We start from the raw sequence: 25,920 nt of genomic DNA, 5'->3' as shown, positions 1-25,920 counted from the left end.
ACTACTCGCAAGCGTGGTCGGTAAATTGTTCAGGCCGACGGGGTGTCGGCGCTCAGGTCGTTGTCCTTGCTCTCCTTCGTCGCGACGAGGAAGACCGCGCTCACCACACACAGTGTGATGACGAACAACCCGACGGGGAGGATCGATTTGCCGGACGACGCGAACAGCGACGCCAGGATGACCGGGGTGAATCCCGCGCCGATGAGCGTGGCCAGCTGATATCCGAGTGACGCTCCCGTGTAGCGCGCCCGGGTGCCGAACTGCTCGGAGATGAATGCCGCCATCGGCCCGTAGGTGGCCGAGTGGCAGACGGTGTAGCCGACGAAGGCGAGCGCGATGAACAGGAACTGTCCCGTGCTCAGCAGCAGGAACAGCGGGTAGACGCTGACGATCATCGCGCCGAGTCCCGCGAGCATGACCGGTCGGCGCCCGATCCGGTCGGACAGTCGCGCCGAACCGAGTACCAGGAAGATCGCACAGAACTGGCAGAAGGAGAACGCGAGCAGTGCGTCGGATCGCTGGGCGCCGCTCGACACGGCGAAGGTGATGGCGAACGTGGTGAACGCGGTCTGCATTCCGAAGCTCGCGATGCAGCTCATCGCGGCCACGACCACCGCGCGGGGACGCCTGAGGATCGTGACGATCGGCGGGGCGGTCTCCTTCTTCGCGGACTCTTTCAGCGCCGCCGTGAACAGCGGGCTCTCCGACACTCTGGCACGGATGAACAGGCCGAGGGCCAGCATGAAAGCGGAGATCAGGAAGGGGATTCGCCAGCCCCACGTCAGGAACTGCTCGTCCGGGAGGAGGGACACGGCTGCCAGCGCGAGGGTGCCGAGCAGCGCGCCGGTCGGGGCCCCGGCGTTGGTGAACGCCGCAGCGAAACCGCGCTTACCGGATTCGGCGTGCTCGAGCGACATGAGCGCTGCGCCACCCCATTCGCCGCCGACGGCCAGACCCTGGCAGACCCGGAGGAGGACGAGAATCACCGCGGCCCAGGACCCGATCATCTCCGGCGGGGGAATGAGCCCGATCGCGAAGGACGCGATGCCCATGACCGTCATGGAGATCAGCAGCATCGCCTTGCGGCCGACCGTGTCGCCGAAGTGCCCGAAGACGATTCCGCCCAGGGGGCGCGCGACGTAGCCGGCGGCGAACGTTCCCATCGAGGCGATGCTCGCGGCCAGGGGGTCGAGGCCGGCGAAGAACACGGGGCCGAAGACGAGGGATGCGGCGGTGGCGTAGAGCAGGAAGTCGTAGAACTCGATGGTGCTGCCCAGGTAGCTCGACAGGATCACCCTGCGAACTTCCTTCTTGCGGCGGGTGGCCGACATGGTGCCGGCGGTGGCGGTGACCGTCATCGATACTCCTTGGCCGAGCGGGACATCAGAGCGGATCGCGCATGTAGCGCGGATCACAATTAAACATTAATCATTGAAGATGTCAATGGAAGAGATCGACAACGCTTCCGCGCTCGGGGAGCTACGCCCGGGTGAGCTTGCGCCCGATGATTTCCTTCATGATCTCGGTGGTACCGGCGTAGATCGGCCCGCCGCGGCAATCGAGGTAGTCCTGGGCGACGTCGTATTCCCGCATGTACCCGTAGCCGCCGTGCAGCTGCACCGCGCGCTGGACGACGCGCTGCTGCAATTCGGTGATCCACCACTTGGCCATCGCCGCGGTCACCTCGTCGAGCGTGCCGTGCGCGGCGTCGAGAATGCAGCGGTCGGTGAAGCACTGCGCGATCTCGATCTCGGTGGCGAGTTCCGCGAGGTAGAAGCGATTGGCCTGGAAATCGGCCACCCGCCGGCCGAACGCCGTGCGGTCGCAGCTGTACGTCAGCGCCTGGTCGAAGGTGCGCCGCATCGACGCCATCGACGTCACCGCCACGCTCAGGCGTTCCTGCGGCAGATTGTGGCGCAGGTAGCCGAAGCCGTCGTTCACTTCGCCGAGGACGTTCGCGACGGGGACGCGAACATTGTCGAACACGAGTTCCGCGGTGTCCTGCGCGGCCAGGCCCACTTTGTGGAGTGGTCCGTTGCGGGTGAATCCCGCCATTCCCTCTTCGACCACCAGGAGGCTCACGCCCTTCTTGCCCGCGGCGGGATCCGTCTTGGCCACCACGATCACGAAATCGGCGAGCATTCCGTTGCTGATGAAGATCTTCGTGCCGTTCAGAACCAGTTCGTCGCCGTCGCGCAGGGCGGTCGTGGAGATCGCGGCCAGGTCGCTGCCCGCGCCCGGCTCCGTCATGGCGATGGCGCCGATCTTCTCGCCGGTGCACAGCGGGGTCAGGAATCGATGCTTCTGCTCGTCGCTCGCCAGCGACACGAGGTACGGCGTGACGAGATCGTTGATTCCTGCCAAGCCCATCACTACGGCCGGTGCGCCGACGCGGCACAACTCCTCGATGACGATGGCGTTGAACCGGAAGTCGTCCGTGCCGCCACCGGCGAATCGTTCGTCGACGTTGATCCCGAGAAGTCCGAGTTTGCCGGCCTGGCGGTAGATGTCGCGGTCGACCTGCCCCGTATCCGCCCACTCGCGCAGTCGCGGCGCGACGTCACGTTCGGCGAATCGTCGGACCGTTTCCCGGAACGCATCGTGATCGGCGTCGAAGATGTTCCGCTGCAGTGCAACCGAGGTCATGCATGGCTCCTTTCGTCGGCACGCGTACGGCGCACGCATACCTGCCCGAAAGAAACCTATCCATCAATCGTTGACATTGTCAATGATTGATGGGTGTAGGCTACAGTGCCGGCGAAGGGAACGCCGACGTCAATACCAGTACTTCCGCCCACCCACCGCGCGGCCGGTCGTGCCCAGCAGTAGGAGGACGAGACCGATCACGAGAAGGATGATCCCGATCGTCGTGAGGATCGAGATCCCTGCGACGAGACCGATGACCAGCAAGATGATTCCGAGAACGATCACAGTGTTCCCTCTTTTCGGTTGAACGGGCTGGAGCTACTGACTCGGTTGCGGCACTTCACAATTGATTTTCGGATTCACGCCCGCGTAATTCAGCGGACCTGCGAGGACGGTGACGGCGATGGTTCCGGCACTGGCGCAGTCGGCCGTCGTGTCCTTGAAATAACCGCGCTGCCACACGGCAACCGCACCGATGATCAGCCAGATGATCACGATGAGCGTCACGAGTCGTCCGATCCGCATTTCCGACCTTCCGTGTGGGCGCCGGCGCCGGGCCGGTGCACCTGTAGTAATGAAAAGTTACGTCGACGTGGTGTCCGTCGGCTTCGCGTGCGCGCCATGGGTATTCGTGGAGGTGGTGCCGTTGGTCCGAGGGGTGGCGGACCCGGTGTCGGCAGTGCGGGCATCGGTGGTCCGGGCGTCGGTCGACGGGGTATCCGTCGTCTTCACCTGTGGATCGAGTTCATCGGCCCGCTTCCACTCGTTCTTCAGGTCGTCACGGGACGTGGTCGCCGTGTTCCGATGCGTTTGCGCATCGACCTGCAGCCGCTTGGCTTCCGCGGCCTTGGCCTCGGCTTCTGCCTGCACCTTCCGTGCTTTGGCCGCGGTTTCCTCCGCCAGCGCTTCGCGCTTCTCGACGACGGATGTCTGCTCCTGCGCCTTTGCGCGGATGCTGTCGGCCTCCTGATGGCGGCGCTCGTTGCGCTTGCGTGATGCCGCAACGAGCAGCGCGATCACAGCGAGTACGACGACGATCGCGACGATGATCCAGATGATGGTCATGGTGTCCATTGGCTACTCCCAGCAGTCGTGATGTTCAAGTACCCAGCCCTCAAACCTGGCAAACAGACCGAGAGCCAATCGCAATCAAACGTCGGATTTCGGCACGACATAGGGTGCGGGCATGGAAATCCGCTGGATGCGCGCGTTCCTCGCCGTAGCCGAGATGTCGAACTACGGTCGGGCCGCCGAGTCGTTGCGCATCGCTCAGCCCGCCGTCAGTCAGCAGATCCAGCAGTTGGAGAGGCATCTCGGAGTGAAGCTGTTCGACCGCGGCACGCGGCCGATTCGGCTGACCGCCGCGGGCGAGCAGTTTCTCGAGCCGTGCCGGGCCGCGCTGAAAGCCGTTGCCTGGGCCGAGCAGTCGGCGTCGGTCGGCAATCCGGCGGAGGAGGGCCGCGTGCGGGTGGGATTCAGCGGTGCGTACGGGCAGTCGAAGTTGCCGCTGTTCGCCCGCACCGTCCGTCGGCGATATCCCAAACTCGAGCTGATTCTCGACGGGGCCAGGCCGAGCGGGCTGATCCTCGACGACATCTATTCCGGCAAGCTGGATCTCGGTTTCGTCTCGGCAGCGCTGTCGCATCCCGAGATCTCGACGAGACTGATCTCTGTCGAGTCGCTGGGTGCGCTGCTCTACGTCGACCATCCTCTGGCGAAGCGTTCGGAGATCTCGCTGTCGGAACTGCGCGACGATCCGTTCGTCACCAACCCGGCGGCGTCGGGGTCGACTCTGCGTCTGGACGTGCTGGCCGCATGTCACGAGGCGGGGTTCACGCCGGAGATCGCGCAGGAAACTTCGGACGGTACGACGCTGACCGCGCTGGTGGCGGCCGGTGTGGGAGTGTCGCTCATCCCCGTCGGTTCCCATCGCACCGGTGCCGTCGACTCGGTCGTCGTGCCTACGGACGGCGGACGCCACCGTATCCGCGGTGCGCTGGCGTGGGCCGACAGACCCCGGACGCCGCTGCTCGAGACGGTCATCACGCTCGCGGAGGAACTCATGCCGACGATCGACGAGTTCGATAAGTAACTCTTATCGAAATTATGCCGATTTGATCTTGGACTGTGATGAAGACGTTTGGCAGAGTCGTCGGCGCAGCGGTGGTGTGATCCACCGCACGTCCCTCCCTTCACTCCGGTCCGAAAGGTCCCCCATGAGCGTACGAGCTGGTTCTGCCGCGCACCCGAACGCGCGGCAATCTGTCGGTGCCCCGGCGAGTGTGCCTCCGCGCCAGCCCCGCAAAGCGGCTTTCGCGAGCTTCCTGGGCAGCCTCGTCGAGTACTACGACTTCTTCATCTACGGGTCGGCGGCCGCCCTGATCTTTCCGACGGTCTTCTTCCCGTCGGAGAGTCCGGCGACCGGCACGCTGGCGGCACTGGCGACATTCGGCGTGGGATACATCGCACGCCCCATCGGGGCCGTCGCACTCGGACACTACGGCGACCGGATCGGACGCAAGCGCGTGCTCGTCTTCACGCTGATCCTGATGGGTGTCTCGACGTTCCTCATCGGCTGCCTGCCCGGTTTAGGGAGCATCGGGATCGCGGCGCCGATCCTGCTCGTGGTCCTGCGCCTCATGCAGGGCGCGTCGGCGGCAGGTGAGCAGAGCGGCGCGAACTCGCTGACTCTCGAGCATTCGCCGGAGGGTTCGAGGGCGTTCTACACCAGCTTCACGATGAGCGGAACGCAGGCCGGGCAGCTGATCGCGACCCTGCTGTTCATCCCCGTCGCCGCGCTGCCCGAGGACGTGCTGATGACGTGGGGTTGGCGGATCCCGTTCCTCGCCAGTGGAATCCTGACGATCGTCGCGTTGTTCGTCCGCCGGACGATGGAAGAGACGCCGGTATTCCGGGAGGCCGAACTCGACGACGAGCTGGTGGCGATCCCCGTCGTGGAACTGTTCCGAAATTATCGGCTGCAGATGCTTCGGGTGATCGCGTGCTCGCTCTTCGCCGTGTCGGGCACGATCATGACGGTCTTCGCGCTCGCCTACGGAACCGGTGAGGCCGGGCTCGAACGCCCCACCCTGCTGTGGGCGGGCGTCGTCGCGAACGTCATGCAGCTGTCGACCATTCCGCTGTGGGCGATGCTCGGCGACCGGATCGGCCGCCGCCCCGTGTATCTCGCCGGAATCGCCGGGGCCATCGCCGCGTTCTTCTTCTACTTCGAGGCGATGAGCACCGGTTCCGTTCCCCTGATCTTCGCGGTGTCGGCCTTCTTCGGTGCCGCCGCATCCGGTGTGAGCGGCGTCGGTTCGACGTTCTTCGCGGAGATGTTCGACACCCGAGTGCGCTTCTCCGGCATCGCCATCTCGACGCAGATCGGTTTCGCCTTCGCGGGATTCGCCCCGAGCATCGGCTATGCGCTGCTCGGAACGGGAACGTACGGATGGATCCCGGTCGCGGCCTTCGGCTCCGTCTGCCTGCTGGTGGCGGGCGTCTCGGCGGCCACCGCCCCGGAGACGCGGGGCGTCGCGATCACCGACCTGGGCAAGAAGTAAACCATTCCGAACCATCACAAGGAGAATCATGAGACTCGACGCCGACATGGCCGTACTGCTGGACAAACTGAACGACTGGGACGCCGCCGCCGGTCCCCAGACGACGATCGAGGGCGCCCGCAAGCGCATCGAGGAGATGCGTGCCCTCTACTTCGAGCCCGAACTGCTCGACGTGGGAAAGGTCGAGAACGTCACCGTCGCGGGTCCTGAGGGTGCCATCCCCGCCCGGATCTACCGGCCGGACACGGAGGCCGCGACCCTGCCGACGGTGCTGTACCTGCACGGCGGCGGCTGGGTGATGGGCGGCCTCGACTCGCACGAGTCGCACGCTCGACGGGTATGTACAAGGGCCGGCTCCGTCGTCGTCGCCGTCGACTACCGGCTGGCACCGGAACATCCGTTTCCCGCCGGCTACGACGACTGCCTGGCATCGCTGCGCTGGATCCACGACAACATCGATCGGCTGGGCGGTGACCCGTCCCGGGTTGCCGTCGCCGGAGACAGCGCGGGTGGCAACCTCGCGGCGGCGGTGGCCCTGGCGGCCCGCGACGCGGAACTTCCGCTGCGGGCGCAACTGCTGCTGTACGCGCCGGTCCATCTCGGGACTCGGTACCCCTCGATGGACGAACTCGCCAACGGCTACTTCATCAGAATGCCCGCGGACGAAGAGATGGGGGTCGGCTACCTCGACGACCGCAGCCTGACCGCCGACCCCCGCGTCTCGCCGATCGAGGGCGACCTGACGGGGGTGGCGCCCGCGATCGTGTGCGGCGCCGAGTTCGATCCGCTCCGCGATCACGCGCCCGCCTATGCCGCTGCGCTGGAGGCCGCCGGTGTCCCGGTGCGACTGCGGATCTCCGCGGGCATGCTGCACGGGTACTGGAGCATGGGCGTCGCGCCACGGGCGAACGATCTCGCGAACGGGCTGTGCGACGAACTGGCGGAGATGCTCGCGCCGGAACAGCACGGCCTCCACTACCGTGAACCGCATGAGCGAGTTGCTGGAACGTGACGGAGTGCGCGGACATCTGCATCGCCCGGCGGGGGAGGCCGTGGCGGCGCTGACGCTGACGCACGGGGCGGGAAGTGATTGCGACACAAAGCTGTTGCGCGCCGTGACCGAGGGGTTCGTGGAGCGGGGGGTCGTCGTCCTGCGGTTCGATCTCCCGTTCCGTCAGCGCCGCGCGTCGGGGCCGCCGCACCCGTCCACGGCGGCGGCGGACCGGGACGGCGTCGCGGCCGCGGTGGCCGTGATGCGCGACCTGGTGACGGTTCCGGTGTGGGCCGGCGGGCACTCCTACGGCGGGCGTCAGGCATCCATGCTGGCGTCGGAGCGGCCGGGTCTCGTCGACGCACTGTTGTTGTTGTCGTACCCGCTGCATCCGCCGGCCAAGCCGGAGAAGCTCCGCACCGAGCACCTGCCGGGTCTGCGCACCCCGGCCGTGGTGGTGCACGGCTCGAAGGACCCGTTCGCCACCACCGGCGAACTGCAGGCGGCACTCGCACTGATCCCCGCTCCGACGACGCTCGTCGAGTTCGAGGGCGCCCGCCACGATCTGGCCCCGGACAAGTTTCCGGTGGTCGAACGCGCGGTCGCGGCCATGCTCGACCTCCTGTAGGGCGGCCGAGAGCGGCTGCGGGTGGTCGGTATGTTCGGTGAATGAGCAACGTGCAGACGGACGCGCCCCACTGGTTCACGACGGCGCTGGCGGCCCCGGTCGACGTCGGCCGCGTCGACATCGCCGGTGCGCAGGTCCACTACCGGGCGTGGGGCCCGTCGGGCACACCGGGAATCGTGCTCGTGCACGGCGGCGCCGCCCACAGCCGGTGGTGGGACCATGTGGGCCCCATGCTGGCCACCGACCGTCGTGTCGTCGCACTCGACCTGACCGGGCACGGCGACAGCGACCGGCGTGACGAATACGGCCTCGAGCGCTGGGCGGAGGAAGCCCTGGCCGTGGCCAAGCCCGCGGGCATCTCGGGGACGCCGGTGTTCGTCGGCCACAGCATGGGCGGAATGGTGTCGTACGTGGCCGCGCAGCTGTTCGGCGAGGATCTCGGCGGAGTCCAGCTGATCGATTCGCCCGTCCTCGCCCGGACCCCGGAAGAAGAGGAAGCGCGCAAACAGCGTGCCTTCGGCCCGAAGAAGATCTACCCGTCCCGGGCGGACGCGCTCGAGCGGTTCCGTTTCGTCCCGCCGCAGGACACGGCGGTGCCGGCGGTACTTCGGCACGTGGCGGAGAACTCGATGGAGGAGGTGGACGGCGGGTGGTCGTGGAAGTTCGATTCCGCGTTCTTCTCCCGAGAGGGCAGTGGCCATCTGGGTGCGTCCGACCCGCGTTGCCGTCTCGCCTACTTCCGCGCCGAGAACGGCATCGTCACCGACGCGATGATGGCGGACATGCGGCGCCGGTTCGGCCCCGGCGCCCTGGTGGTCGAGATCCCCGACGCCGGGCACCACGTGATGATCGATCAGCCGCTCGCGCTGGTCGTGGGCATCCGGACCGTCCTGGCGTCGTGGGATGCGGACGATGCCGTCGCCGGGATGCCGGACTGACTCAGGTTCCGGATCGGACCGCGGCGACGAACTGCTCGATCAGAGCCGCGTCCTTCACACCCCGCGAGGATTCGACCCCGCTGGACACGTCGACCCCCCAGGCGCCGGTCGCGTCGACGGCGGTCCGCACGTTGCCCGGGTGAAGTCCGCCCGCGAGAATCCACTCGCCGTCGGGCCTGCTCTGGCTCGCCCAGTCCCAGGGCACGCCCGCGCCTGCGGTCGCCCCGTCGACGAGGATCCGGTCCGCGCCGAAATCGCCCGACGCGTCACCGGCGACGACCGCACGGATCACGCGTAGTCCAGCCTCCCGCAACCGGGACACGTCCGCGGCGGACGTCAGGTCGTGTACCTGGACGGTCCCGAGACCGGCGGTCGCGGCGACCTCGATCACCTCCGCCACCGAACTGCCCTTGAACACACCCACCGCGACCGTCGGTGCGGTGACGCGGCGGACCAGCGGTGCGGCATCCTCGGGGGAGATGCGGCGGACGCTGTCGGCGAAGACGAAACCCACGGCGTCGACGCCGAGGCGCACCGCCAGATCGACGGAGGCCTCGTCTCGCAGGCCGCAGACCTTGATGAATGTCACCCCGGCAATTTTACCGGTCGGTGCGAGTCGCCGACGTGGCGCGGGTTCGCGCTCTAGGCTTCGTGGCGTGGAATGGCTCAGCGACCTCAGCGTGATCTCCGGGCCTCTGCCCTGGATCCTCACGGCGCTCGGCGTGCTCGGCGGCGTGTGGCTGCTCGCGGCCCGCGCCCCCTGGTATCGCAGGAAGGCGATTCCGATCTGCCTGGCCGTATCGGTCGTCGTCACCGTCGTCCTGTACGTGATGGTCGAGAAGGTTCTCCGGCCGTTCCCCGATCCGATCGAGATATCCATCTATGTGTGGATCGGTCTGGGGTTCTTCGCGATCGTGCTGCTGGTGCCGAGGATCCGCGCCGGCCGGACGGTGGGATCGGCCGCCGTCTCGGTGCTCGCGGTCCTCGCGGTGATCCTGGTGTCGGCGACGCAGATCAACCTCGTGTTCGACGCCTATCCCACGGTGGGCACGGCGTTCGGGGCGGAACCGTTCGACCGGGTGCAGATGAACGATCTGGGCGGCACCACGGAGAAGGTGGTGACGGGAACACCTCTCGACGCGTCGTGGACGGCCCCGCTCGGAATGCCCAGTGAGGGAAGGGTCCTGACGGCGGCGATACCCGGAACGGTGTCGGGCTTCGGTGCCCGCGACGCCGAGATCTACCTCCCACCCGCCTACTTCACCAACCCCCGCCCGCTGCTGCCCGTGCTGGTGATGCTGGCCGGTCAACCCGGTGCGCCGGAGGACTGGTTCGCCGGCGGCAAGCTCGCGACCACGATGAACGAGTTCGCCGCGAAACACGACGGACTCGCCCCGATCGTGGTGGTGGCCGACGGCACCGGTTCGCAGATCGCGAATCCGCTGTGCATCGATTCGAAGATGGGCAACGTGGCCACGTACCTCGCGAAGGACGTTCCGGCCTGGGTGAAGTCGAATTTGCAGGTGAACCCGGACCCGAAGGCGTGGGCCATCGGCGGCCTGTCCTACGGCGGCACCTGTTCGCTGCAGATGGCCACCAACTACCCCGACGTGTACCCGACGTTCCTCGACATCTCGGGTCAGGAAGAACCCACACTCGGCGACCACCAGCGGACCATCGACGACGGATTCGGCGGTGACCAGGCCGCGTTCACCAAGGTCAACCCCCTCGATCTGATGGGATCGAAGCAATACCCGGACTCGGCCGGGGTCTTCGTGATCGGTTCCGGCGACGACGCGTACAAGCCGGGCGCGCAGAAGGTGTACCAGGCGGCGAAGGCCGCGGGCATGGACGTCCAGTACGTGGAGGTCCCGGGCGGGCACAGCTTCGCCGTGTGGTCGGCGGGACTGGAGAAGGAAATGCCCTGGCTGGCACAGCGGTTGGGGCTGATCGGTTCGTAGGCGCACACGAGGGTGGAGAGGGGCGGCATGACGGCGTCCGCGCGGGTCCTGCGGGTGGGTTCGGCACTGCCCGACCCGCCGTTCGAGTTCCGGGACGGCGACGTCCCCACGGGGTTCGACGTCGAGTACACCCAGGCGATCGCGCGGGTCCTCGGCGTCGAATGGTCGCTCGTCCCGTACACGGGCACCGACTTCAACGGAATCTTCGATGCTCTCGCCGACGGCGAGTTCGACTGCATCGCGTCGGGAACCACCGTGACCCCGGACCGCAGGGTCCGCGCGGATTTCTGCGCACCGTATCTCGTGTCGGGTCAGTCCCTCGCCGTCGACACGTCCCGGCATCCGGGAGTCCGGGGGGTGGGCGACCTCGCGGGGCTGACGGTCGGGGTTCAGCACGGCAACACCAGCCAGCCGATCGTGGAGAGGCTGGTCGCGGACGGCCGCGCGGGAGCGATCCGGGTATACGCGTACGACCGGATCGGACAGGCCCTCGACGACCTGTCCTCAGGCGGCTGTGACGCCGTCATGAAACTCGCCCCGGTCCTCACCTGGCTCGTCCGGGACCGCCCGCACGTGGAGGTGGTCGAACGCGGCATCTCCCGTGAGGCGATCGCGGTCGCCGTCCGCACCGGCGATCACGCGCTGCGGGAACGCCTCGAGAGTGCGCAGCGCACCCTGGCCGCGGACGGCACCCTCGACCGGTTGCGGTCGACGTGGCTCGGGATCGGTGAAACGACAGGCGACTCGGCCTGATTCGCCGTGGGCGACCGGGGACCGTCCGGGACACCTGTCCAAGAATAGGAACGTGTTCTATATTTGCGGAAACCCTTTGTCTCTCGGCGACTGGAGTGCCCGGCATGTATGAGTGGTCAGATACCGACCTGATGTTCCGTGACGCGATCCGCGGTTTCATCGACAAGGAGATTCGACCGCACGTCGACAAGCTGGAGACCGGCGAACTGCCTCCGTTCGACATCATCCGCAAATTCTTCGCCACGTTCGGTCTCGACGAGATGGCGCGCGACGCGCTGACGAAGTCCCTCGAACGCGAGCGCAGCGGTGAGGCCGCGTCCGACGCGAAGGGGGAGAAGTCCGGCGGCCTCGGCGGTGCCGGCAGCATGGGCGTCATCATGAACGCCGAGCTGGCGGGGGTGAGTCTCGGGCTCGTCGCGTCGCTCGGGGTCAGCCTCGGGCTGGCGGCGGGAACCATCCGCAGTCGCGGCACGCTGGCGCAGAAGGAGCGGTGGCTCCCCGGTCTGGTCACGTTCGAGAAGGTCGGCGCCTGGGCCATCACCGAGCCCGACTCCGGATCGGATGCGTTCGGCGGCATGAAGTCGTACGTGCGCCGCGACGGCGACGACTACATCCTGAACGGGCAGAAGACGTTCATCACCAACGGCCCGTACGCCGACGTCATCATCGTCTACGCGAAGCTCGACGAGGGGGATTCGTCCGTCGACCGCCGCGACCGCAAGGTTCTCGCGTTCGTGCTCGACGCGGGCATGGAAGGCCTGACTCAGGGGGCGCCGTTCAAGAAGATGGGCATGAACTCCTCGCCGACCGGCGAGCTGTTCTTCGACAACGTGCGCCTCACCCGCGACCGTCTGCTCGGCGAGACCGAGGACGGCGGACAGTCCGACGGCAAGTCCAGCGCCAAGGAGAGCTTCGCGGCCGAGCGCATCGGCATCGCGTCGCTGTCGCTCGGCATCATCAACGAATGTCACCGGCTCTGCGTCGACTACGCCAAGTCCCGCACACTGTGGGGCAAGGAGATCGCCCAGTTCCAGCTCATCCAGCTCAAGCTCGCCGAGATGGAGATCGCGCGCATCAACGTGCAGAACATGGTGTTCAACGCGATCGAGCGCACCGCGGCGGGGGATCGGGTGAGCCTCGCGGAGGCGTCGGCGATGAAGCTGTACTCCTCGCGGGCCGCCACCGAGGTCGCGATGGAGGCGGTGCAGCTGTTCGGCGGCAACGGGTACATGGCCGAGTACCGGGTCGAGCAACTCGCGCGCGACGCGAAGTCGCTGATGATCTACGCCGGCAGCAACGAGATCCAGGTGACGCACATCGCGAAGGGCCTGCTGGCGATGTGATGCGCGGCGCCCGGGAACAAATGTCGTACGGCGTACGTTAGTGGTGTGTCGTCAACGAAAGGACACCACCGTGAAGGTCACCGCGAGCGCACTGTCGCTGAACGTCGCAGACCCCACCGCATCGGCCGAATTCGCCAAGACCCACCTGGGCTTCGTCGAGGAGATGGCAGCCGAAGGCTTCGTGTCGCTGAAGCGTCCGGACGTGGCCTTCAACCTGATCTTCCTGAAGACCGGACTGGAGACGTTCAAGCCCGCGCGGATCGCGGGCGACGCCGGCCAGGGGTTGCTGATCGCACTCGTCGTCGAGGGCATCGACGGCGAATACGAGCGACTGCAGGCGGAAGGCGTTCCGATCGTGACGCCCATCGACACCGAGCCGTGGGGCGAACGCTACTTCCAGATGAGCGACCCCAACGGGGTGATCATCCAGCTGGTCGAGTGGATGTAGCGCCTCACACCGCGGCGAGAAACGGCTCGACGGCCGCGAGCACCTCGGTGCTCGCGGCCACGGCCGTCGAATGGTCGAAACCGGGCAGGATCGTCAGCGACGCACCGGGAATCAGCGCCGCCACCCGCTGGGTGTCGCCGAGCCGTTCGGCGTCGTCCGAACCGACGAACAGCAGTGTGGGAACGGCGATTCCACGCAGGACGTCGTCGTCGACCCCCGGCTCGGCACCGGAGCGCCGCATGTACGCGGCGAGGGCCTTCGCGTCGTTCGCCAGGAACGCCGCCCGGGTGCCGGCGTCGATCGGCCACGAGCGCCGGGCATTCCACCCGTCGAGGAATGCACCCATGCCGTCCCGCGCGAGGACGTCGATGCATCCGGGGAAGAACAGGCGGTCGAACGCCCCGGCCTGCGGCCGGCTGCTGCCGCCACCGATGATCAGGCTCTCCAGCCGGTCGGGCGTCCCGACCGCCAACGCCAGCGCCACCCGTCCGCCGAGCGAATACCCCAGCACGTGCGCGCTGGGAAGATCCAGGTCGTCGAGGACCGCCAGGACGTCGCCGCTCACCAGATCCATCGCATATGCGCCCTCGTCGTGCGGCTTGTCGCTGCGCCCGTGACCCCGCAGATCCACCAGGATCAGCCGGTACCGATCACGCAGCGCGGCGACGTAACCGAATCCGCGCCAGATGGCGTGCGACAGGGCGGTGCCGTGAATGAGGACCAGCGGTTCCCCCTCGCCGACGGTCCTGTACGCGATCCGGATGCCGTCGACGGGATTGGTAGCGTGCTGCACCCGCCCAGTCTGCATCACTCGGATGTCTCGGCCCTCCGACACCCACTGCGGATCCTCCGAACGCGCACCCTCCACGTGATCCCGCGCCGAATTCAGCACAGCCGGCTGCGCCGCGTCGAGTGCGATACCGAGTGCGCCCGCGTTCTCCGTCACCCGCTCCGCGCTGCGGGTTCCGGGAATGGGCACGACCGGCAGTCCGAACTCGCGGCCCCGGGCGTAGAGCCACGCCAGCGCCACCTGGGCGGGCGTGGCGTTAGGTAATAGAGGTCGATCGTGTCGATGCCGAGCGGCGCAAGCTGGCGTCCACTGCCTCGTGGACGTACGCGCGGTCGCCGCGGGTGGAGGCGCCGCCCTCGCTCCGTCTCCTCGGATCGCCCAAAATTCCGAATTTGGTTGCCAGCGTGACGTCCTCGCGCCGATCCTTCAGCAGCTGCGCGATCAGTCGCTCGTTGTCGCCGGCGCCGTACACGTCGGCGGTGTCGAGGAAACCGACTCCGAGATCCACCGCGTGATGAAGTGTGGCGAGCGCGATTTCCGGTTCCACCGCGCCGTAGACGGGGGCACGTCGCGCTCGCTGTACCGGCGGCGACGGTCCGAACCCCGCGCGATCGCGGGGATCATCCCCTCGCGCTCGTACCAGCGCAGGGTGTCCTGCGTGAGTCCCGTGATCGCCGCGACCTCCGAGATGCTCGCAAACGTTCCGGTCGACTGTTCCAGCTGGGTGGTCATGCCTGAAACCGTACGACCCGGAGTGCGCTCCAGCGCAAGCGTCGGGGCGAGCGCGGTGTGTACGTTGTGGGAGCTGCGTCCCGGATGGAAGGTAGAGGCATGTCGATTCCCTTCGAGTCACCGCTGACGACGCTGGATCCCGAGGAACTGCTGGCCGTGGCGATCGCCGAAGCCGAACTCGGCAGACGCGAGGGTGGAATACCGATCGGGGCAGCGCTCTTCGCCGGCGACGGAACCCTGCTCGGCAGGGGCCGCAATCGCCGGGTCCAGCACGGCGACCCGTCCGTCCACGGTGAGACCGACGCGTTCCGGGCGGCCGGGCGTCAGCGCGACTACCGCTCGACGATCATGGTCACGACCCTGTCGCCGTGCTGGTACTGCAGCGGCCTCGTGCGGCAGTTCAACATCGGCGCGATCGTCGTGGGCGAGAGCGTCACGTTCACCGGCGCCCACGACTGGCTCCGCGAGAACGGTGTCGACGTGACCGTCCTGCGCGACCAGCACTGCATCGACCTGATGACCGAATTCATCGAGGCCCGGCCCGAACTCTGGAACGAGGACATCGGGGTGGCCGACTGAGGCGCCTCCGGCGCTCGTGCGCCTTTCTGGTAGCTGGGGCTACGCAAAAGGCGCACGAGCCCGAAGGGCCTCGTCGGTGAGTTCCAGCCACCGGGTGACCCCGATATCGTGGAGGAACTGCCGGTCGTGGCTGACCACGATCAGGGCGCCGCGGTAGCTGCGGAGCGCCTGCGTCAGGTGCGCGAGACTCGGCAGGTCGAGGTTGTTCGTCGGCTCGTCCATCAGCAGCAGCCGGGGCGCGGGTTCGGCGAGCAGGATAGTCGCGAGCGCCGCCCGCAACCGTTCCCCGCCCGACAGTGCCGACGCGAGCACGTCGGAATCGTTGCCCCGGAACAGGAACCGGGCCAGCTGGGCGCGGATCTGTTCCTGCGACGCATGCGGCGCCTCGGCGGCCACGTTCTCGGCGACCGTCAGCGACTCGTCGAACACGTCGAGTCGCTGGGGCAGGGCCCGGAACGGGACCCGCGGTCCCGCGGCCACGACGGCGTCGAGCAGGGTCGTCTTCCCGATGCCGTTGCGTCCGACGAGGGCGATCCGCTCGGCACCGACGACGTCCAGCGACACCTGCTGTCCGCTGCGCAGTCGCACGTCCGGGACGGAGACCACCGCCTGGCCCGAATGCACCTCCGTGGCGGGCAGGTCGATCCGCACCTCGCGGTCGTCCCGCAGCGCATTCTCCGCTTCCGTCAACGACTCTCGCGCTTCGTCGACCTTCGCGACGTGGTTGTTCCGCAGTTTTCCCGCGGATTCCTGCGCCTGGCGCTTCCGCAACCCCATCACGATCTTCGGTTCCCGCTTGTTTTCGAACATCTTCTGCCCGTACCGCTGACGACGGTCGATCTTGACGCGGGCCTCGACGAGTTCGCGCTTCTGCTTCTGCACGTCGCTGCGGGCATCGCGCACCGCAGCGCGGGCGGTCTCCTGCTCCGCCTCGACGATCTCCCGGTAGGTGCTGAAATTTCCCCCGAACATGCGGATCTCGCCCGCGCGCAGTTCCGCGGTGGAATCCATCAGGTCGAGCAGGTCGCGGTCGTGGCTGACCACCAGCAGGGTTCCCGAGAACTGTCGCACCACGTCGTAGAGCCTGCTGCGGGAATCGCTGTCGAGGTTGTTGGTGGGCTCGTCGAGGAGCAGCACCTCCGGTTCCCGCAGAAGTTCCGCGGTGAGGCCGAGCAGCACGGTCTCACCACCCGACAGGGTGCCGACCGTGCGGTCGAGGTCGGACGTGCTGCCCAGCACGCGCTCGAGACCGAGCCGGTGCAGTGTCGACACCGCGCGCTCCTCGATGTCCCAGCGGCCGGTCGCCGCATCGAAATCCTCGGGCGTGCCCTCACCGGATTCGATGCGGTGCAACGATGCCCGCAGTTCGGCGACACCCAGGATCCGGTCGACCCGCAGACTGGGGTCGAGCGTGATGTCCTGCGGCAGGTAGGCCACCTCGCCGTGCGTCGTCACCGACCCGCGGTCGGGATGCAGGCGCCCGGCGATCAGCCGGAGCAGTGTGGATTTGCCGGCGCCGTTGAGTCCGACCAGGCCGGTGCGACCGGGGCCGAAGACGGCGTCGAGGCCGTCGAAGACGGGCTCGCCGTCGGGCCAGGTGAACGTGAGGTCGGACAGGGACAGGTATGACTGGGCCATGAGTACTCCCGAGGTGTGTGCGGATGACGACTCGCGTGACTACCTCGGCAGGAGCAATGGACCGTTCCCCTCTGTCTGACGCGCCCGGTGCGCATCGGTGACGTTCACGATAGGACGCCACCGACGCCCGTGCAATCGAATTAGATCTGGGGCCCGTCGGCCCGGAGTTCGTCCACCTTGGCCATGGCTTCGCGCAGCTCGGTCAGCCACTGCTCGCTGTGCTGGCCTGCGAGGCGGACCGTCCACATCAGGGCGTCCGATCGTGACCTCGCCACTCCGGCGTCGACGAGTGTGTCGAGAACCTTGCGTTCGGGCTGGCGGAGCCGGGTCATCACCGGGACGGCGAGGTGGGTGAACAGTGTCTTGTGGCCGTCGAGGCTGACGCCCCACGCGACCTTGCGGCCGTACCGCGCCTCGGCCTCGTCCGCGATACGCATCCGATCCGCCCGCGTTGTTTCCCGGAACCGTGAGATGCGTCCGTCGATCGCCGCGTCGGAACCGGAGTCGGCGGACTCGACGGGGGGCAGTTCGCCCACGACCACGATTTCTTCGCGGTCGACCTCGACGGTCGCGGGGCCGGTGAACCAGTCGCCGGGAAGGCGTCCGGTGAACCAGTCGGTGGCATCGCTCGCGTCGGGGACATCCGCCTGCTGCCATCCACCGGGCCGACCGAAGCGGCGGCCACCCGGACCGTGTGCGTTCTTCATGGCGTCCTCCTGGGAGCCGGGTGCCCCGATCACGGTGATGAAGCACTGATTACATGATTACACCGATTATTCGAAGCGCGCCACCGCGTCAGGCATGATCGAGTCCGTGCGCACCTCAACCGTTCGTCACAGCCCCACCCGTCCCACCTCGACCCGCAAGGCAGTGGCCGGAATCGCGGTCCTGGCGTCCGTGCTCTCCGCCTGCGGGCTGTTCGGCCCCGATCAGCCCGACACCGTGTCGCAGCAGTTCGCCGACGCGCTGAACAGCGACGACGTGCAGGCCGCCGCCGACCTCACCACCGATCCGGCTGCGGCCGCCGCCGCGATCACGGCGATGTACGACGGCCTCGGAAACAAGGACGGCACGTTCACCCGCACCGAGGCGCAGAAGTCCGGCGACGACGCCGGAACGTTCACGATGGACGTGTCGTGGCCGTTCGCCCCGGGGCAGGAATGGAAGTACAGCACCACCGGCAACGCCACCAAGGACGGCGACGACTGGAAGATCGCCTGGGACCCAGCCGTGCTCGCGCCCGGTCTCACGAACGACACCACTGTCCGGTACACCACCACGACCGGGACGCCGCCGAAGGTCCTCGCCGCAGGTGGCGCACCGCTCCTCGAACAGCAGGTCGTCACGCTGGTCAACGTCGAACAGGGCGCCGACACCGCCGCGGTCGCCGCGCTGCTGGCGCCGATCGCACCCACGATCACCGCGGCCTCGCTCCAGCAGGATCTGGCGGGCGCCCAGGGCAAGCCGGTCACCGCCATCTCGCTGCGCGCCGAGGACCTGGCGCCGATCGAACCGCAACTGCGGCAACTACCGGGTGTCACGCTGGCCCCGCAGACCAGGCTGCTCAGCACCGACAAGGCGCTGGCCTCGCCCACCCTGGCCGGCCTCGGTGACCTGTGGCAGGAGGGACAGGACGCGTCCGCCGGCTGGGCGGTGCAGGTGGTCGGCCAGGACGGCTCGGCGAAGACCGTCGCCGGCGAGGCAGGCCCCGACGCGCCCGACATCGCCACGACCCTCGACCTCCCGATGCAGACGGCCGCGGAGCGGGCGCTCGCCGACGTGCCGCAACAGGCCGCGATCGTCGCCCTGCGTCCCTCCACGGGCGCGGTGCTGGCGGTCGCGCAGAACGCCCCGGCCGACGCGCTCGGCCCGATCGCGCTCACCGGGCTCTACCCACCCGGGTCGACGTTCAAGACGGTGACGACGTCGGCTGCGCTGCAGGCCGGTGCCGCCACCCCCGACACGGTCCTGCCCTGCCCCGGCACCGAGAACATCGAGGGCAGGCAGATCCCCAACGACGACGAGTTCGATCTGGGCGCGGTCCCGCTGCACACCGCGTTCGCCCGCTCGTGCAACACCACCATGGGACGGCTGGCGGTCGGGTTGCCGCCCGACGCCCTGCAGAAGGCCGCGCAGCAGTTCGGGCTCGGCGTCGACTACGTGACCCCCGGCCTGACGACGGTCACCGGCAACGTGCCGATCGCCGACAGTTCGGCGGCCCGTGTCGAGTCCGCGATCGGGCAGGGACAGGTGACCGCATCCCCGTTCGGGATGGCGATGGTGGCCGCATCCATCGCGAACGGGTCGACGCCGTCGCCGATGATCGTGCAGGGGCAGCCGGGTACCGCCGACAAGACGGTGACGCCGGTGCCGGCGAATGTCACCGCGGACCTCCGGACTATGATGCGTGAAACTGTGACGGGGGGTACCGCTACTGCGCTGCAGGACATTCCGGGTCTGTTGGGCAAGACGGGCACGGCCGAGTCGGGAAGTGGTCCGGCTCACGGCTGGTTCGTCGGAATCAAGGACGACCTAGCATTTGCCGTATTTATAGCAACAGGTGACAGTTCGGCCCCTGCGGTGCAGGCTGCGGGGCGTTTTCTTCGCTAAACCCGTTCACGCGTTGCTGTTCGGGGATAAGTTGTGGCTCAACCGTAACTCCTTCGTAGGCAACTCGTGCTTGTTACGCATGTGACTGAAAGCAAGATGGTGGACATGGGGAATGGACGATCGCTTGGACGCCGAAACAAATATGTGATCGCCCTGACGTCGGCTGTCGTCTTGGCAGTGATCCTGGCGTCGTGTGTGCTCTCGAAAGAGGAGGAAACCGCTCATTCGGTCGTCGACAAATTCGTCACCGCACTGAACGAGGGCGATGCCGCTGCCGCTGCAGCGCAGACCTCCTATCCCAACGCCGCGGAGACGGCGATTCAACAGATGTTCGATGGGTTGCATCCCCAGGACACCAAGTTCGACCTGACCCAGTTCATGGATCTCGGCTCGGACTCCGGCTTCTTCACCGTCGGTGCCGCTTGGCATTTCGGTGAGGGCAAGGACTGGAGCTACCAGGTGCAGGGCGGCGTGCGGAACCTGTCCGTCGGCTGGCGGATCTCCTGGGATCCGTCGATCCTCGCGCCCGACCTGGGCAACGGGCGCGTCGTCCGCTACGACCGGACGGACGCCGCCCCGCCGCGGATCTTCGACGCCGTCGGCGGCCTGCTGATGAACGAGCAGACCATCAACTCGGTGACCCTCGACCCCGCCACCATGCCCGACCCCGTCGCCACTACTCGACGCCTCGCCGAGGTGCTCGAACCGGTGGCTCCCCTCGTGACGGCCGACACGATGATGGCCGACATGGCGGCGAAGCCCGGCGAGCAGGTGACCGCCGTGCTGCTGCGCGACCAGGACTACCAGTTCCTCGAACAGGATCTCGCGATCCCCGGTGTCGTCACCATCAAGACGCCGAAGCTCATCACGTCGGATCGCCGCATCACGACACCGCTGCTGGATCCGCTGCGGAAGGTGTGGCAGGCCAACCGGGATGCCACGGCCGGCTGGGCCGTCCACCTCGTGGACCCCGACGGCACGCTCATTCCCCAGGCCGGATTCCAGGGCCCGCCCGGACCGGACATCGCCGCGACCCTCGACTCCCACCTGCAGTTGGCGGCCGAGGAAGCAGTGGTCAGCGTCGGCACCCCCGCGACGATCGTCGCGATCCAGCCGTCCACCGGCGCCGTGCTCGCCGCGGCACAGAACAACCAGGCCATGGAACAGGGGCCGATCGCGTTCCAGGGCCTCTACCCCGCCGGATCGAACCTCGACCTGGTGAAGAAGGCGGCCGGACTGCAGAAGGGGGTCGACCCGTCCTCGCTGTCGATCGAAGACATCGAGAAGGCGGGCAACCAACTCGGGCTCGGGATGAACTACAAGATCCCCGGCCTCGACCAGCAGACCGCCGTCTTCACCGCCGACCAGTCGGGCATGAATCAGGTCATGAACCGCAAGGACAGCGACCTGCCCGCCGTCACACCGTTCGGGATGGCCATGCTCGCCGCGTCGATCGCGCGGGGCAGCGCGCCGGCACCGATGATCGTCCAGGGGCAACCGGGCACCACCGACGTGGCCGCTCAGCCGCTCCCTGCCAACGTCAACGACCAACTCCGGGGAATGATGCGCGACAACGTCGTGCGCGGCGGAGCGTCGTACCTGAACGGCTACCCGGACCTCATGGGCATGAACGGTGCGAGCGGCGACGATCGCTGGTTCTACGGCTCACGCGGCGATCTGGCGTTCGCCGTCTTCGTCGCCGACGCCGACGGCGGTGACCGGGCCGTGAAGATGACCGACATGCTGTTCCGTGAGATGGCGAAGCCGGCGAACTGAGGACACGGAGATGGCGAAGCCGGCGAACTGAGTGCACGGAGACGGCGAATTGACCGGATGGGCTACGCGCTGAGGGAGTAAGTACGCAAGGGTAAGTTTCTATCTTGTGTCCCTGCTTGATATCGGTTTACTCGTCGTAGCGGGGTTCTTCGCGGGACTGGTCGGGTTCGTCACCGGCCTGGCGTCCATCGTGTCGTATCCCGCACTGCTCGCGGTCGGTCTACCGCCCGTCACCGCCAACGTCACCAACACGGTCGCGATGGTGGCGGTCGGTGTCGGGGCCCTGTCCAACTCGACGCGGGAGGTCGCCGACACCGGTCCCAAACTGTGGCGGTGGGCGCTGTACTCCGCCTTGGGTGGCCTCGTCGGGGCGGGAATCCTGCTGGTGGCCCCGGCCGGGTCGTTCGAGGCGATCGTTCCGTTCATGGTCGCGTTCGCCGCGCTGGCACTGCTGCTGCAACCGCGCCTGCGAGCGCTGGCCGGCGACCGGGACATGCCCCGCACCTACTCCGTGTCGCTGTTCGTCGTCGCCATCTACGGCGGATACTTCGGCGCGGGTGCGGGCGTGATCTTCCTGGCGATCGCGCTGATCCTCACGTCGGAGCGGATCTGGCGCGCGACCATCCTGAAGAGCTTCCTCCTCGGTGTCGCGAACCTGGTCGCGGCGATCGGATTCGCGCTCTTCGGCCCCGTCCACTGGGGCGCCGCCGCCGCGATGGCGGTCGGCGCCCTGGCCGGTGGCTGGTGCGGCCCACCCGTCGTCAAGCGGATACCGCCGTCCGTCCTCCGCGTCGTCATCGCGATGGCGGGATTCGGTCTGGCCGTGTGGCTGTGGTTCCGCTAGACGAGCAGGTCAGTGCAGATTTGACGCTCGGTGTCAGTGCACGCCCTTCATCAGACGCCGGATCCACGGCGACCCGATCGCGAGGAGCACGCCGACGGCGATCGAGCCGAGGCCGACCGCGGTGAAGTACGGGACCTCGTTGTTCTCGTCGTAGTACTTGGCCAGCGTGCCCGCCATGGCGGTGCCGAGGGCGACCGACAGGAAGAACAACGCCACCATCTGCGTGTGGAAGGCCTCGGGCGCCAGCTTGGTCGACAGCGACAACCCGACCGGCGACAGCAGCAGCTCGGCGAACGTGAACAGCAGCAGGATGCCGGCCAGACCCAGCAGCGGTGCGCTGTTCGCGCCGCCGCCCGACATCGGGATGAACGCCAGGAACGCGATGCCCATGATGATCGTCCCCATGGAGAACTTGATCGGCGACGACGGCTGACGCGGTCCCAGCTTCGTCCACGCGGCGGCGAAGACGCCCGCGAAGATGATGATGAACACCGGATTGATCGACTGCACCCAGGACGGCGGGAAGTCCCAGCCGAACAGGTTGCGGTCGAGCCGTTTGTCCGAATACACCGCGACGGTGGTGAACTGCTGCTGGAACAGCGACCAGAACACCGCGCTCGCGATGAACATCGGGATGAACGCGTAGACGCGGCTGCGCTCGACGGCCGTGATGCGCTTGCTCGACAACATGATCGCGAAGTAGCCGATCGCGGCGACGATGGTGAGTCCGACCACGATGTCCGACATGTTGGCCGCGGTGATCACCCCGGTGAGGGACAGGGCCGCGATCACCACGACCGCCGCGGCAGCGATGGCGATCCACCTGGGACGATGGCTGCGGGGGAGCGGGTTGGGCGGTTCGGCGCCGATGCCGCGCAGGCGTTTGCGTCCGATCGTGTACTGGATGAGTCCGAGCGCCATGCCGATCGCGGCCAGCGCGAACCCGGCGTGGAAGCCGATGGAACTCTGGGCCCACCCGGTCAGCAGCGGTCCGACGAGTGCACCGAGGTTGATGCCCATGTAGAAGATGGAGAACCCGGCGTCGCGGCGCTCGTCGTCCGCGTCGTACAGGTCGCCGACGAGGGAGGTGGCGTTGGCCTTGAGCCCGCCACTGCCGAACGCGACACAGACGAGACCGATCCCGACTCCCCAGAGCCCGGGGAACACGGCCAGCGCGATGTGGCCCAGCATGACGAGAATGGCGCTGTAGAACAGGGTGCGTTCGGAGCCGAGTAGCCGGTCGGCGATCCAGGCGCCCAGGATGGTGGAGAGATACACCGTGCCGCCGTAGGCGCCGACGATGCTGGTGGCGGACGACTCGGCGATGCCGAGGCCCCCGTCGGCCGCCGAATAGTAGAGGTAATAGATCAGGATGCCCTGCATCCCGTAGAAGGAGAATCTCTCCCACATCTCGACGCCGAACAGGTTCGCGAGGGCGAACGGCTGGCCGAAGAACCCGCGGTCGGACCTCTTCTCGTCCCGGGCCGGATCGATAGTGTCGCTCATGGGAAAACTGTCCCACCTCGAGCGGAAGTTCGTGTGCCGTCGGGGCGGATTCGCCGTGATCAGGTGGTTGCGCGGGTCCTCGTGACGACCTTCGCGACGGCGCGCCACCCGAGGAGGAACACGGCGAGAACGGTGCCCGCCACGATGATGAAGCTGACCGCCGTTCCCTGGCCGCTGACGACACGCAACAGCATCCCGACCACCAGCGTCGACAGCCACACCACGATGCCGGTGGGGACGAGGAGGAACGCGTCGAACTTGTCGCGGTAGAGCGCGACGGTCGCGATCCAGCCGATCGCCAGTCCGGTCAGGAACGGCCACGCCGTGGTGGCGAGGCCTGTCAGAGCGTTGGCTTCGTCGTGGCTGCGGCGGCCGATCGCGCAGAACACGATGACGAGAACGACGTCGATGGCGAGCGCGGGGAGGTACTTCTTCACACCGTCAGCCTAGAGGTGCCCTCGCTGCGCCGGACTTCTGGACTCGTGCCAACAGTGGACCGAGAAGAAAATTGTACCGGGTCCAAGTTGGGGCTAGGGTTCAGTTCATGGCCAAGGACAGCGGAGCGGGGCTGCGCGAGTCGAAGAAGCACGAGACGTGGCGGACCTTGCACGCGTGCGCTCTCGAACTGGTGGATGAGCGCGGCTACGACGACGTCAGCGTCGAGGAGATCGCGGCAGCGGCCCGGGTGTCCAAGAGCACACTGTTCAATTACTTCGCCTCCAAGGAGGCGCTGCTCTTCGACCCCGGGCCGGGTGATTGTGGGCGGTGGCAGACGCTGGCGGACGAGCGTCCGGCCGACGAGCCGCTGTGGGTGTCGGTTCGGGAGATCATCCGCGGACGCATCGAGCACAATGCGCCGACCCTCGTGATCCAGCGCCGGATCCTGGGTGCGGCACCACACCTCGAACAGTCGACGAAGGCGGCCGGCGAGCGGTTCCAGCAATTTGTTCAGGACTGGGTCGACGCGCGGACGCAGTCGGACCCGGTCGACCCGCTCTGCCGCGCCCTGCTCGTCAACACGGCCTTCGCCGTATTGCGCACCGCCTACCTGCAGTGGCAGCCCGGCGACGACGCGGAGCACTTCCTCCGGTTGCTGGATGCCGCATTCGGCGAGATCGAGGCCGGCGTCCTCGACCTTCCCCGGCCGCGCACCGGAAGCGCGTCCGATGACCGTCGCTGACACTGGGCGTGGGCGGTCGGCATTCCGGACGGCCCTCGCGGTCGCCGCCGCCGTGGCACTCGTGATCGAGGTGCTGGTGCTCAGTCCGTACATCGCGCGGGCGTCGGGCGCGTTGCTGCATACGCGGTGGCGGTGGCTCGCGCTGGCCGTCGTCGCGGAGATCGCGTCGATGACGACGTTCGCGCGACTGCAGCGGCAACTGCTCGCGGCCGGTGGGCTCCGGGTGGCGCTCCGTCGTTCGATCGCACTGACTTTCGCGTCCAACGCCTTGTCCGTCACCCTTCCCGCCGGGCACCTCGTGTCCGCAGGATTCACGTTTCGCCGGTTGCGCAAGTGGGGGGCCAGCACGCCGCTGGTCGCCTGGACGATGCTCGCCTCGGGGATCATCAGTTCCGTGGCGCTCGGCGCGCTCGGCATTCTCGGGGCGACGATCGGCGTCCGGGCGCATGCCGATCCGATCACCCTCGTCGGTGAGATCGCCGGCGTTCTCGGGTTGGCCCTCGCGTTCCGGGAACTGGTTCGCCGGCCCGCGCTGCTCGTGCGTGCGGGGGAACGGGTTCTCGGCTGGGTCAATGCGTTGTTGCGGCGGCCCGTGACGTCGGGCGCCGAACGCGTCCGCACCCTCGTCGAGCAACTCGCGCTCGTCCGGCCCCGCCCCCGGGACTGGGTTCTCGGGGGCATGTTCGCGGGACTGAACTGGATCGGCGACCTGCTGTGCCTGGTCGCGGCGTGCCGGGCGGTGGGCGTCGCCGACGTCGGCATCGGGCTCGCGATGACGGCCTACGTCGCCGGCATGGCCGCGTCGAGCATTCCCCTGATCCCCGGCGGCATCGGCGTCGTCGACGGCGCCCTGATCGTGGCGTTCGTCGCCGGCGGACTGGGCACGGACGAGGCCACCGCGGCCGTGATGCTGTATCGGCTGATCAGTTTCGCATTGATCGGCGCCATCGGGTGGGCAGTGCTGTTGGCCGCCAGATATGCCGGCGGCACAAAA

General features: G+C 67.6%; 27 protein-coding genes and 1 pseudogene. 15 read left to right on the top strand and 13 right to left on the bottom strand.

Annotated elements, in window-relative coordinates:
- Positions 1–29: 29 nt before the first annotated feature.
- From couT to ACFTWF_RS27560, 5 genes are all read right to left on the bottom strand, one after another.
- On the bottom strand, positions 30–1,358 hold the full coding sequence (gene couT / locus ACFTWF_RS27580; protein ID WP_378464321.1) for a p-hydroxycinnamate MFS transporter: 1,329 nt from the start codon (positions 1,356–1,358) through the stop codon (positions 30–32).
- A 121-nt stretch (positions 1,359–1,479) separates the two neighbouring features.
- Entirely contained in the window at positions 1,480–2,646 is a 1,167-nt protein-coding gene (gene couH / locus ACFTWF_RS27575) for a dihydro-p-hydroxycinnamoy-CoA dehydrogenase (RefSeq protein WP_378464320.1), read from the bottom strand.
- 129 nt (positions 2,647–2,775) lie between these two features.
- Positions 2,776–2,931 (bottom strand): DUF6131 family protein, encoded by a 156-nt coding sequence (locus ACFTWF_RS27570; protein WP_005263616.1) that lies wholly within the window; start codon positions 2,929–2,931, stop codon positions 2,776–2,778.
- A 33-nt stretch (positions 2,932–2,964) separates the two neighbouring features.
- Complete coding sequence (locus ACFTWF_RS27565) at positions 2,965–3,171, bottom strand: hypothetical protein (protein WP_185727959.1); 207 nt, start codon at positions 3,169–3,171, stop codon at positions 2,965–2,967.
- Between the two features lie 57 nt (positions 3,172–3,228).
- On the bottom strand, positions 3,229–3,720 hold the full coding sequence (locus ACFTWF_RS27560) for a hypothetical protein (RefSeq protein ID WP_378464319.1): 492 nt from the start codon (positions 3,718–3,720) through the stop codon (positions 3,229–3,231).
- A gap of 112 nt (positions 3,721–3,832) precedes the next feature.
- Between ACFTWF_RS27560 and ACFTWF_RS27555 the strand changes: the two genes are divergently transcribed.
- The 5 genes from ACFTWF_RS27555 to ACFTWF_RS27535 all read left to right on the top strand — a co-directional run bounded on the left by ACFTWF_RS27555 (position 3,833) and on the right by ACFTWF_RS27535 (position 8,766).
- Complete coding sequence (locus ACFTWF_RS27555) at positions 3,833–4,738, top strand: LysR family transcriptional regulator (protein WP_378464318.1); 906 nt, start codon at positions 3,833–3,835, stop codon at positions 4,736–4,738.
- A gap of 124 nt (positions 4,739–4,862) precedes the next feature.
- Positions 4,863–6,209 (top strand): MFS transporter, encoded by a 1,347-nt coding sequence (locus tag ACFTWF_RS27550; protein ID WP_378464317.1) that lies wholly within the window; start codon positions 4,863–4,865, stop codon positions 6,207–6,209.
- Positions 6,210–6,237: 28 nt separating this feature from the next.
- On the top strand, positions 6,238–7,221 hold the full coding sequence (locus tag ACFTWF_RS27545) for an alpha/beta hydrolase (RefSeq protein WP_378464316.1): 984 nt from the start codon (positions 6,238–6,240) through the stop codon (positions 7,219–7,221).
- Complete coding sequence (locus ACFTWF_RS27540; protein WP_378464315.1) at positions 7,199–7,828, top strand: alpha/beta family hydrolase; 630 nt, start codon at positions 7,199–7,201, stop codon at positions 7,826–7,828. Before ACFTWF_RS27545 ends, ACFTWF_RS27540 begins: the two co-directional genes overlap by 23 nt.
- Positions 7,829–7,869: 41 nt before the next feature.
- Positions 7,870–8,766 (top strand): alpha/beta fold hydrolase, encoded by an 897-nt coding sequence (locus ACFTWF_RS27535; RefSeq protein ID WP_378464314.1) that lies wholly within the window; start codon positions 7,870–7,872, stop codon positions 8,764–8,766.
- Position 8,767: 1 nt separating this feature from the next.
- Here the strand turns inward: ACFTWF_RS27535 and ACFTWF_RS27530 are convergent, their stop codons facing one another.
- A complete protein-coding gene (locus ACFTWF_RS27530) occupies positions 8,768–9,355 on the bottom strand; it encodes a phosphoribosylanthranilate isomerase (RefSeq protein WP_378464313.1) in 588 nt (195 codons plus the stop codon).
- Between the two features lie 67 nt (positions 9,356–9,422).
- Between ACFTWF_RS27530 and ACFTWF_RS27525 the strand changes: the two genes are divergently transcribed.
- From ACFTWF_RS27525 to ACFTWF_RS27510, 4 genes are all read left to right on the top strand, one after another.
- Positions 9,423–10,727 carry an alpha/beta hydrolase gene (locus ACFTWF_RS27525; protein WP_378464312.1) on the top strand — a complete coding sequence of 435 codons (1,305 nt, stop codon included), beginning with the start codon at positions 9,423–9,425 and terminating at the stop codon, positions 10,725–10,727.
- Between the two features lie 27 nt (positions 10,728–10,754).
- Positions 10,755–11,480, top strand: coding sequence for an ABC transporter substrate-binding protein (locus ACFTWF_RS27520; RefSeq protein ID WP_378464311.1), 726 nt, complete (start codon positions 10,755–10,757; stop codon positions 11,478–11,480).
- Positions 11,481–11,584: 104 nt separating this feature from the next.
- Complete coding sequence (locus tag ACFTWF_RS27515) at positions 11,585–12,823, top strand: acyl-CoA dehydrogenase family protein (RefSeq protein WP_378464310.1); 1,239 nt, start codon at positions 11,585–11,587, stop codon at positions 12,821–12,823.
- Positions 12,824–12,893: 70 nt separating this feature from the next.
- Positions 12,894–13,271, top strand: coding sequence for a VOC family protein (locus tag ACFTWF_RS27510; protein ID WP_378464309.1), 378 nt, complete (start codon positions 12,894–12,896; stop codon positions 13,269–13,271).
- Between the two features lie 4 nt (positions 13,272–13,275).
- Here the strand turns inward: ACFTWF_RS27510 and ACFTWF_RS27505 are convergent, their stop codons facing one another.
- The 3 genes from ACFTWF_RS27505 to ACFTWF_RS27495 form a co-directional block, all read right to left on the bottom strand.
- Positions 13,276–14,079: an alpha/beta fold hydrolase gene (locus ACFTWF_RS27505; protein ID WP_378464348.1), complete on the bottom strand. Its 804-nt coding sequence runs from the start codon at positions 14,077–14,079 to the stop codon at positions 13,276–13,278.
- 238 nt (positions 14,080–14,317) lie between these two features.
- Complete coding sequence (locus ACFTWF_RS27500) at positions 14,318–14,608, bottom strand: aldo/keto reductase (protein WP_378464308.1); 291 nt, start codon at positions 14,606–14,608, stop codon at positions 14,318–14,320.
- Entirely contained in the window at positions 14,503–14,793 is a 291-nt protein-coding gene (locus ACFTWF_RS27495) for a MerR family DNA-binding transcriptional regulator (RefSeq protein WP_378464307.1), read from the bottom strand. The genes ACFTWF_RS27500 and ACFTWF_RS27495 overlap by 106 nt, the downstream gene beginning before the upstream one ends.
- 99 nt (positions 14,794–14,892) lie before the next feature.
- Here ACFTWF_RS27495 and ACFTWF_RS27490 point away from each other — a divergent pair, with 99 nt between their 5' ends.
- Positions 14,893–15,372 carry a nucleoside deaminase gene (locus ACFTWF_RS27490; RefSeq protein ID WP_378464306.1) on the top strand — a complete coding sequence of 160 codons (480 nt, stop codon included), beginning with the start codon at positions 14,893–14,895 and terminating at the stop codon, positions 15,370–15,372.
- A gap of 39 nt (positions 15,373–15,411) precedes the next feature.
- On the opposite strand, the gene ACFTWF_RS27485 is transcribed toward ACFTWF_RS27490, so the two are convergent.
- The gene (locus tag ACFTWF_RS27485) at positions 15,412–17,010 is read right to left on the bottom strand and encodes an ABC-F family ATP-binding cassette domain-containing protein (protein ID WP_378464305.1); all 1,599 of its coding nucleotides are present in this window, start codon (positions 17,008–17,010) and stop codon (positions 15,412–15,414) included.
- A 140-nt stretch (positions 17,011–17,150) separates the two neighbouring features.
- Positions 17,151–17,717, bottom strand: a complete 567-nt coding sequence (locus tag ACFTWF_RS27480; RefSeq protein WP_378464304.1) for a hypothetical protein — start codon at positions 17,715–17,717, stop codon at positions 17,151–17,153.
- Between the two features lie 94 nt (positions 17,718–17,811).
- Between ACFTWF_RS27480 and ACFTWF_RS27475 the strand changes: the two genes are divergently transcribed.
- The 3 genes from ACFTWF_RS27475 to ACFTWF_RS27465 all read left to right on the top strand — a co-directional run bounded on the left by ACFTWF_RS27475 (position 17,812) and on the right by ACFTWF_RS27465 (position 22,240).
- Positions 17,812–19,620 carry a penicillin-binding transpeptidase domain-containing protein gene (locus ACFTWF_RS27475; protein ID WP_378464303.1) on the top strand — a complete coding sequence of 603 codons (1,809 nt, stop codon included), beginning with the start codon at positions 17,812–17,814 and terminating at the stop codon, positions 19,618–19,620.
- Positions 19,621–19,716: 96 nt separating this feature from the next.
- Positions 19,717–21,396 (top strand): NTF2-like N-terminal transpeptidase domain-containing protein, encoded by a 1,680-nt coding sequence (locus tag ACFTWF_RS27470; protein WP_378464347.1) that lies wholly within the window; start codon positions 19,717–19,719, stop codon positions 21,394–21,396.
- Between the two features lie 106 nt (positions 21,397–21,502).
- Complete coding sequence (locus ACFTWF_RS27465; RefSeq protein ID WP_378464302.1) at positions 21,503–22,240, top strand: sulfite exporter TauE/SafE family protein; 738 nt, start codon at positions 21,503–21,505, stop codon at positions 22,238–22,240.
- 33 nt (positions 22,241–22,273) lie between these two features.
- On the opposite strand, the gene ACFTWF_RS27460 is transcribed toward ACFTWF_RS27465, so the two are convergent.
- Positions 22,274–23,746: a peptide MFS transporter gene (locus ACFTWF_RS27460; protein ID WP_378464301.1), complete on the bottom strand. Its 1,473-nt coding sequence runs from the start codon at positions 23,744–23,746 to the stop codon at positions 22,274–22,276.
- A gap of 59 nt (positions 23,747–23,805) precedes the next feature.
- The gene (locus tag ACFTWF_RS27455) at positions 23,806–24,183 is read right to left on the bottom strand and encodes a DUF3054 domain-containing protein (protein ID WP_378464300.1); all 378 of its coding nucleotides are present in this window, start codon (positions 24,181–24,183) and stop codon (positions 23,806–23,808) included.
- Between the two features lie 107 nt (positions 24,184–24,290).
- Between ACFTWF_RS27455 and ACFTWF_RS27450 the strand changes: the two genes are divergently transcribed.
- On the top strand, positions 24,291–24,926 hold the full coding sequence (locus ACFTWF_RS27450) for a TetR/AcrR family transcriptional regulator (protein ID WP_378464299.1): 636 nt from the start codon (positions 24,291–24,293) through the stop codon (positions 24,924–24,926).
- Positions 24,844–25,830, top strand: a pseudogene (locus ACFTWF_RS27445) (YbhN family protein); the annotation flags it as partial. The gene ACFTWF_RS27450 and the pseudogene ACFTWF_RS27445, both read left to right, overlap by 83 nt.
- Positions 25,831–25,920 lie beyond the last annotated feature (90 nt).

It is taken from the genome of Rhodococcus sp. NPDC056960, from assembly GCF_042674125.1.
Classification (GTDB): domain Bacteria; phylum Actinomycetota; class Actinomycetes; order Mycobacteriales; family Mycobacteriaceae; genus Rhodococcus_F.
Note: the sequence above shows the minus strand (reverse complement) of the source record. Positions and strands in the feature narration are given on the sequence as shown.

Excerpts from the sequence above, each read along its gene's own strand:
- couT (WP_378464321.1), bottom strand. The coding sequence starts at position 1,358 with ATGACGGTCACCGCCACCGCCGGCACCATGTCGGCCACCCGCCGCAAG.
- couH (WP_378464320.1), bottom strand. The coding sequence starts at position 2,646 with ATGACCTCGGTTGCACTGCAGCGGAACATCTTCGACGCCGATCACGAT.
- ACFTWF_RS27565 (WP_185727959.1), bottom strand. The coding sequence starts at position 3,171 with ATGCGGATCGGACGACTCGTGACGCTCATCGTGATCATCTGGCTGATC.
- ACFTWF_RS27560 (WP_378464319.1), bottom strand. The coding sequence starts at position 3,720 with ATGGACACCATGACCATCATCTGGATCATCGTCGCGATCGTCGTCGTA.
- ACFTWF_RS27555 (WP_378464318.1), top strand. The coding sequence starts at position 3,833 with ATGGAAATCCGCTGGATGCGCGCGTTCCTCGCCGTAGCCGAGATGTCG.
- ACFTWF_RS27550 (WP_378464317.1), top strand. The coding sequence starts at position 4,863 with ATGAGCGTACGAGCTGGTTCTGCCGCGCACCCGAACGCGCGGCAATCT.
- ACFTWF_RS27545 (WP_378464316.1), top strand. The coding sequence starts at position 6,238 with ATGAGACTCGACGCCGACATGGCCGTACTGCTGGACAAACTGAACGAC.
- ACFTWF_RS27540 (WP_378464315.1), top strand. The coding sequence starts at position 7,199 with ATGAGCGAGTTGCTGGAACGTGACGGAGTGCGCGGACATCTGCATCGC.
- ACFTWF_RS27535 (WP_378464314.1), top strand. The coding sequence starts at position 7,870 with ATGAGCAACGTGCAGACGGACGCGCCCCACTGGTTCACGACGGCGCTG.
- ACFTWF_RS27520 (WP_378464311.1), top strand. The coding sequence starts at position 10,755 with ATGACGGCGTCCGCGCGGGTCCTGCGGGTGGGTTCGGCACTGCCCGAC.
- ACFTWF_RS27515 (WP_378464310.1), top strand. The coding sequence starts at position 11,585 with ATGTATGAGTGGTCAGATACCGACCTGATGTTCCGTGACGCGATCCGC.
- ACFTWF_RS27505 (WP_378464348.1), bottom strand. The coding sequence starts at position 14,079 with ATGCAGACTGGGCGGGTGCAGCACGCTACCAATCCCGTCGACGGCATC.
- ACFTWF_RS27495 (WP_378464307.1), bottom strand. The coding sequence starts at position 14,793 with ATGACCACCCAGCTGGAACAGTCGACCGGAACGTTTGCGAGCATCTCG.
- ACFTWF_RS27490 (WP_378464306.1), top strand. The coding sequence starts at position 14,893 with ATGTCGATTCCCTTCGAGTCACCGCTGACGACGCTGGATCCCGAGGAA.
- ACFTWF_RS27485 (WP_378464305.1), bottom strand. The coding sequence starts at position 17,010 with ATGGCCCAGTCATACCTGTCCCTGTCCGACCTCACGTTCACCTGGCCC.
- ACFTWF_RS27480 (WP_378464304.1), bottom strand. The coding sequence starts at position 17,717 with ATGAAGAACGCACACGGTCCGGGTGGCCGCCGCTTCGGTCGGCCCGGT.
- ACFTWF_RS27475 (WP_378464303.1), top strand. The coding sequence starts at position 17,812 with ATGATCGAGTCCGTGCGCACCTCAACCGTTCGTCACAGCCCCACCCGT.
- ACFTWF_RS27470 (WP_378464347.1), top strand. The coding sequence starts at position 19,717 with ATGGTGGACATGGGGAATGGACGATCGCTTGGACGCCGAAACAAATAT.
- ACFTWF_RS27460 (WP_378464301.1), bottom strand. The coding sequence starts at position 23,746 with ATGAGCGACACTATCGATCCGGCCCGGGACGAGAAGAGGTCCGACCGC.
- ACFTWF_RS27450 (WP_378464299.1), top strand. The coding sequence starts at position 24,291 with ATGGCCAAGGACAGCGGAGCGGGGCTGCGCGAGTCGAAGAAGCACGAG.